Source organism: Bradyrhizobium sp. P2_E8, assembly GCF_056403875.1.
Genome location: NZ_JBFUES010000374.1, coordinates 1 through 6,721 on the forward strand (window position 1 = coordinate 1; position 6,721 = coordinate 6,721).

Here is a 6,721-nt window from a genome sequence, read left to right on the forward strand (position 1 = left end):
GACATCCTCGGCGCCGAGGTGCTCGACGAGAGCACCGCGGGCAGGCGTGCCTTCCGCTTCATCGCAGGTCCGGTGTTCGCGCAGCTCCTGATGGCCGACGAGATCAACCGCGCCAGCCCGCGCACGCAGTCGGCGCTGCTCCAGGCCATGCAGGAGCAGCACATCACCGTTGCCGGCGCGCGTCACGACCTGCCGAAGCCGTTCCACGTGCTCGCGACCCAGAACCCGCTGGAGCAGGAAGGCACCTATCCGTTGCCCGAAGCGCAGCTCGACCGCTTCCTGATGGAGATCGACGTCGACTATCCCGATCGCGACGCCGAGCGCCGCATCCTGTTCGAGACCACCGGCGCCGAAGAGACGCTGGCGAGGGGCTCGATGACCGCGGAAGCGCTGATCACCGCGCAGCGGCTGATCCGGCGCCTGCCGGTCGGCGATTCCGTGGTCGAGGCGATCCTGTCGCTGGTCCGCGCGGCCCGTCCGGGTCCGGACAGCGGCGAGACCGGCAAGTTCATCGCCTGGGGCCCCGGCCCGCGCGCCAGCCAATCCCTGATGCTCGCGGTGCGCGCACGCGCGCTGATCGACGGACGGCTCGCACCCTCGATCGACGACGTGCTCGACCTCGCCGAACCTATTCTGAAGCACCGCATGGCACTGACCTTCCAGGCGCGCGCCGAAGGGCGCACGATTCCGGACGTGATCCGGCAGTTGAAAACACGGATCGGTTGATGGCCGCTGAGAACGGGCACACGGCGAAGGAGATCATCGCGATCCGACGTGCCGATGGCGAAAGCCGCACGCTCGCAGCTTCCTTGCCGCGCCTGGTGCTCGAGGCCCGCCGCGTCGCCGCCAACGTCATCCACGGCCTGCACGGCAGGCGCCGCGCCGGCTCCGGCGAAAATTTCTGGCAATACCGCCGATTCGTCTCCGGCGAGCCGTCGCAGAACGTCGACTGGCGGCGCTCGGCGCGCGACGACCATCTCTATGTCCGCGAGCTCGAATGGGAAGCCTCGCACACGGTCTGGATCTGGCCCGACCGCTCGCCGTCGATGGCCTTTGCCTCGAAGACCGCGCGCGAGTCCAAGCTCGAACGCACCCTGATCGTCGCCTTCGCGCTAGCCGAGCTGCTGGTCTCGGGCGGCGAGCGCGTCGGCATTCCCGGGCTGATGGCGCCGACCGCGAGCCGCAGCGTCATCGACAAGATGGCGCAGGCGATGCTGCATGACGATGCCGACCGGCTGAGCCTGCCGCCGTCCTTCGTTCCTTCCGCGCTCGCCGAGATCATCGTGCTGTCGGATTTCTGGTCGCCGATCGCGGAGATCAGTGCGACGCTCGCAGGGCTCTCCGGCTCCGGCGCGCATGGCACGATGGTGCAGGTGGTCGATCCCGCCGAGGAGTCATTCCCCTATTCCGGCCGCATCGAGTTCGTCGAGCCGGAAGGCTTTGGCGTGATCACCGCCGGCCGCGCCGAGAGCTGGGCGCAGGATTACACCGCGCGGCTCGCGCTGCACCGCGACCAGATCCGCGCCCAGACCTCCAAGCTCGACTGGCTGTTCACGACGCATGCGACCGACCGCTCCGCCGCCGAGCTGCTGCTGTTCCTGCATGCCGGCATGCAGGTGAGCAAGTCGGGCGCCCGCACCACCACCATCAAGGCGGGGCCGGCCGCATGATGGGATTGCCGCTCGCCTTCACCGAACCGCTGCTCCTGATCGGCCTCGTCAGCCTGCCGGTGCTGTGGTGGCTCCTGCGCGTGATGCCGCCGCGGCCGCGCCGGATCGAGTTTCCGCCGACGCGCCTGCTGTTCGACATCGCGCCAAGGGAGGAGACGCCTTCGCGGACGCCGTGGTGGCTGACTGCGCTGCGCCTGCTGGCAGCGGCGCTGGTCATTTTCGCCGCCGCCGGGCCGATCTGGAATCCGCAGACGGGGCTTGCCGGCAGCAAGGCGCCGCTGATGATCATGTTCGACGACGGCTGGAGCGCGGCCTCGAACTGGGACATCAGGATCAGGGCCGCCGACGAATTGATCGCCAACGCCGACAACGACCGCCGCGCCATCGCGCTGGTGCCGCTGTCCGAGCCGAACCGCGACATCACCCTGATGCCGGCGGGGGCGGCGCGCGTCGCGCTGCGCCAGCTGGTACCAAAGCCCTATTCGATCGAGCGCGTCGAAACCCTCGCAGCGATCGATCGTTTCCTGAAAGCGACCGGCGACTGCGAGATCGCCTGGCTGTCGGATGGCGTCGATACCGGCCGCGGCGAGGAATTCGTGCAGGCCCTCGGCAAGACCATCGGCGATCGCAGCCTGACCGTGTTCGAAGGCGGCACCTCCTCGCCGCTGGCGCTGGTCGCGGCCGAGAACGCCGCCGCCAGGATGACGGTGAAGGTGCTGCGCACCGACGGCGGCATTGCCGTCGGCACCGTGCGCGCGCTCGACCAGAAGGCATCGCCGATCGGCGAAGCGCGTTATTCGTTCGGCCCGCAGGACAAGGAGACCGAGGCCGCGTTCGACCTGCCGGTCGAGCTGCGCAACGACATCACGCGGCTGGAGATATCGGGCGAGCGCTCCGCCGGCGCGGTGCAGCTGCTCGACAAGCGCTGGCGCCGCCGCGCCATCGGCATCGTCTCGGGCGCGACCAGCGAAACCGCGCAGCCGCTGCTGGCGCCGACCTTCTACCTCACCCGCGCGCTGGCGCCGTTCGCCGACGTGCGGCTCGCCGACAAGGGCTCGCCGCAGCAGGGCATCACCCAGTTCCTCGACCAGAAGCTGCCGATGATCATCCTGGCCGATGTCGGCACCATCGCGCCCGAACTCCGCGAGCGCCTCAATGCCTGGATCGACCAGGGCGGCGTGCTGGTGCGGTTCGCAGGGCCCCGCCTGGCGCAGGCCGAAGACGATCTCGTGCCAGTCAAGCTGCGCAAGGGCGGCCGCACGCTCGGCGGCAGCCTGACCTGGGAAAAGCCGCAGCACCTCGCCGCCTTCGCGGCCGACGGTCCGTTTGCCGGCGTCGTCGTCCCCAAGGATGTCACCGTGAGCCGCCAGGTGCTGGCCGAGCCCGATGCCGTGCTCGCCACCAAGAGCTGGGCGTCGCTGGAAGACGGCACGCCGCTGGTGACGGGCGAGCATCGCGGCAAGGGCATCGTCAGCCTGTTCCACGTCAGCGCCGACATGCGCTGGTCGGATCTGCCGATGTCGGGCATCTTCGTCGAAATGCTGCGGCGGGTCGTCGACATGTCCGGCTACACCGCCAAGCCCGGCGCCGGGGTCGCCAGCGAGGCGACCACCGAGACGGTGGCGCCGCTGCACATGCTCGACGGGTTCGGCGCCTTCGGTCCGCCGCCGGCCACGGCAAAGCCGCTGCCCGCGGATTATCGCGACCGCGCCACACCCGATCATCCGCCGGGCTTCTATGGTCCGGCAGAAGGACCGCTCGCCGTGAACACGCTTGCTAGCGCCGACCGCATCGCAGCCCTGAACACCGCGAGCCTGCGCGCCCGGCACGCCACCTACACCAACGCCGAGCCGCGCGACTTACGCGGCTGGCTGCTGACGACGGCGCTCGCCTTGTTCCTGGTCGACGCCATCATCGTCGCGGTGCTCGGCGGCGGCCTCGCCGCGCTGCTGCGCCGCCGCGCCGCGCCTGCAATGATCCTGCTCGGCCTCGTGCTGGCTAGCCTCCCGGCACTGTCGCCGACGCCCGCGCGCGCCGACAGCGCCACGGACGAGTTCGCGATGAAGGCGGTATCGCAGACCCGCCTCGCCTATGTCGTAACAGGCAATGCCGACGTCGATTCCATCGTCAAGGCGGGCCTGTCCGGACTGACGCTGTTCCTGGCGCAGCGCACCGCGCTCGAGGCCGGCGATCCCGTCGGCATCGATCCCGCGCGCGACGAGCTCGCCTTCTTCCCGCTGATCTACTGGCCGATCGTGCCCGGCGCGCCCAAGCCGCCGCAGGACGCCATCAACAAGATCGACGCCTACATGAAGCAGGGCGGCACCGTGCTGTTCGACACCCGCGACGCGATCGAAGCGCCGGCCGGCGACAACGGCGCCTCGCAGACGCCGGGCATGCGGGCGCTGCGCGACATCCTGTCCTCGCTCGACGTGCCCGAGCTCGAGCCGGTGCCGCGCGAGCACGTGCTGACCAAGACCTTCTACCTGCTGCGCGACTTCCCCGGCCGCTTCAACAGCGGCCAGACCTGGGTCGAGACCCTGCCGCGCGAGGACGACGACGAGAGCGCGCAGCGCCCGGCGCGCGGCGGCGACGGCGTCTCGCCGATCATCATCACCTCGAACGATCTTGCCGGCGCCTGGGCCGTGCGCCCCGACGGCCAGTACATGCTGCCGGTGACCGGCGGCGACCCGCGCCAGCGCGAATTCGCCTACCGTGCCGGCGCCAACATCGTGATGTACACGCTAACCGGCAACTACAAGGCCGACCAGGTGCACGCACCGGCCCTGATCGAACGGCTGGGGCAATAGGATCGACATGAATTACGGCATCGCGTTCACGCCGCTTGTTCCCGCGATCGTCCTGTGGCTCGCGCTGGCCGCGATCGTCGTCATTGCCGTCGTGCTGCTGCTGGCGCGTGCGCGCGGCGCTGCGGTGCGCGTGGCCGCGCTGGTGCTGTTCCTGCTGGCGCTCGCCAATCCCTCCTTCACCCGCGAGGACCGCGATCCCCTCACCTCGGTCGCCGCGGTCGTGGTCGACAAGAGCCCGAGCCAGAATTTCGGCAACCGCAATCGCGAGGCAGCAGCGGCGCAGGAAGCGCTGGTCGACGGCCTGAAGAAGATCAAGGGCCTCGAGGTCCGCGTCGTCGACGCCGGACAGGCCGACGGCGAGACCGACGGCACACGGCTGTTCGGCGCCCTCGCCTCGGCCTTGTCGGACGTGCCGGTCGACCGCGTCGCCGGCGCGTTCCTGATCACCGACGGCCGCGTCCACGACATTCCCGCGAACGCGGCCGCGCTCGGCTTCCAGGCCCCGGTGCACGCGCTGATCACCGGGCAGAAGGACGAGCGCGACCGCCGCATCGCGATCACGGCGGCCCCGCGCTTCGGCATCGTCGGCCAGGTCCAAACCATCACCTACCGCCTCGACGACCAGGGCGTCTCCGGCGAGCGCGCCAAGGTCACGGTTCGCCGCGACGGCGAGGTCATCAACGAGCGCACGCTGGGAAGCGGCCAGAGCGCGAGCGTCGACGTCGACATCAAGCATGCCGGCCCGAACATCGTCGAGATCGAGGCCTCGCCGCTCGAGCGAGAGCTGACGCCGGTCAACAACCGCGCCGTCGTCGCCATCGACGGCGTGCGCGACAAGCTGCGCGTGCTGCTGGTCTCGGGCGAGCCGCATTCCGGCGAGCGCACCTGGCGCAACCTCCTGAAGTCCGATGCCAGCGTCGATCTCGTGCACTTCACCATTCTGCGCCCGCCGGAGAAGCAGGACGGCACGCCGATCAACGAATTGTCGCTGATCGCGTTTCCGACCCGCGAGCTGTTCCAGCAGAAGATCAATGAATTCCAGCTGATCATCTTCGACCGCTACGCCCGCCAGGGCGTGCTGCCGATCGCCTATTTCGACAACATCGCGCGCTATGTGCGCGCGGGCGGCGCGGTGCTGGTCTCGGCCGGTCCCGACTATGCCTCCAACACCAGCATCTGGCGCACCCCGCTGGATTCGGTGCTGCCGGCCGAGCCGGTCGGCGTGACCGAGAAGCCGTTCTATGCGCACCTGTCCGACATCGGCAAACGCCATCCGGTCACGCGCGGGCTGGAGGGCTCGGCAAGCGAGCCGCCGCGCTGGAGCCGCTTCTTCCGCACCGTCGACACCCGCAATTCCGTCAACCCGCCTGTGATGACGGGCGTCGACGGCAAGCCGCTGTTGTTCCTGTCGCGCTTCGGCGAGGGACGGGTCGCGCTGTTGCTCTCCGACCACATCTGGCTGTGGGCGCGCGGCTATGAGGGCGGCGGCCCGCATCTCGACCTGCTCAGGCGGATGTCGCACTGGCTGATGAAGCAGCCGGATCTCGATGAAGAAGCGCTGCGCCTCCAGGTGCAGGGCAAGGATCTCGTGGTGGTGCGCCAGACCATGTCGGACAGCGTGCAGCCGGTGAGCGTGACCTCGCCGTCGGGCGTGTCGCGCGACCTGACGCTGAGCGCCGGCGATCCCGGCGAGTGGCGCGCCAGCCTGCCGGCCAACGAACTCGGCCTGTGGCAGGCGACCGACGGCACGCTGAAGGCGCTGATCAATGTCGGCCCGACCAATCCGAAGGAGTTTTCGGAAGTCACCTCCACCACCGAAACCCTGAAGCCGCTGACGCAGGCGACCGGCGGCGATGCCGTGCGCGTGGTCGACGGCTCCAGCGTCGAGCTGCCGCGCGTCGTGCCGGTGCGCTCGGTGAGCGTCTTCCATGGCGACGGCTGGATGGGCGTGCGGATGCGCGACGCCAGCGTCGTGAAGGGCGTCGGCGTGCTGCCGATCTTCGCCGGCCTGATCGGCCTGTTGCTGCTGCTCGGCGCTTTCGCCGCGACCTGGGTCCGCGAAGGGCGCTGATCTCCTGAAGCGTGATGGGATCGGACTCGCCTAGCGCCGCGACGGCGGTGCGTTCCTCCCCCCTTGCGGGGGAGGGCTATCGCATATGACCTTTGACAGCGCCTCACCGCACGCCTCGTCCTTCGAGACGACCGCTTCCAGCGGTCTCCTCAGGATGAGGCTAAGCGGCA

4 protein-coding genes are annotated in these 6,721 nt (G+C 69.6%); all 4 read left to right on the plus strand.

The genetic code is table 11. From position 1 onward, the window contains the following. On the plus strand, positions 1–726 hold a 726-nt coding region (locus AC1D00_RS20785), incomplete at its 5' end, for an AAA family ATPase (protein ID WP_477011956.1). Next, positions 726–1,670: a DUF58 domain-containing protein gene (locus AC1D00_RS20790; protein ID WP_135177897.1), complete on the plus strand. Its 945-nt coding sequence runs from the start codon at positions 726–728 to the stop codon at positions 1,668–1,670. The genes AC1D00_RS20785 and AC1D00_RS20790, both read left to right, overlap by 1 nt. Beyond that, entirely contained in the window at positions 1,667–4,480 is a 2,814-nt protein-coding gene (locus AC1D00_RS20795) for a DUF4159 domain-containing protein (protein ID WP_477011957.1), read from the plus strand. The genes AC1D00_RS20790 and AC1D00_RS20795 overlap by 4 nt, the downstream gene beginning before the upstream one ends. A 7-nt stretch (positions 4,481–4,487) precedes the next feature. After that, positions 4,488–6,551: a hypothetical protein gene (locus tag AC1D00_RS20800; RefSeq protein WP_135177899.1), complete on the plus strand. Its 2,064-nt coding sequence runs from the start codon at positions 4,488–4,490 to the stop codon at positions 6,549–6,551. The last annotated feature ends 170 nt before the right edge of the window (positions 6,552–6,721 follow it).

Bases quoted from the DNA above. Each gene is read 5' to 3' on its own strand.
- AC1D00_RS20790 (WP_135177897.1), top strand. From the start codon at position 726: ATGGCCGCTGAGAACGGGCACACGGCGAAGGAGATCATCGCGATCCGA.
- AC1D00_RS20795 (WP_477011957.1), top strand. From the start codon at position 1,667: ATGATGGGATTGCCGCTCGCCTTCACCGAACCGCTGCTCCTGATCGGC.
- AC1D00_RS20800 (WP_135177899.1), top strand. From the start codon at position 4,488: ATGAATTACGGCATCGCGTTCACGCCGCTTGTTCCCGCGATCGTCCTG.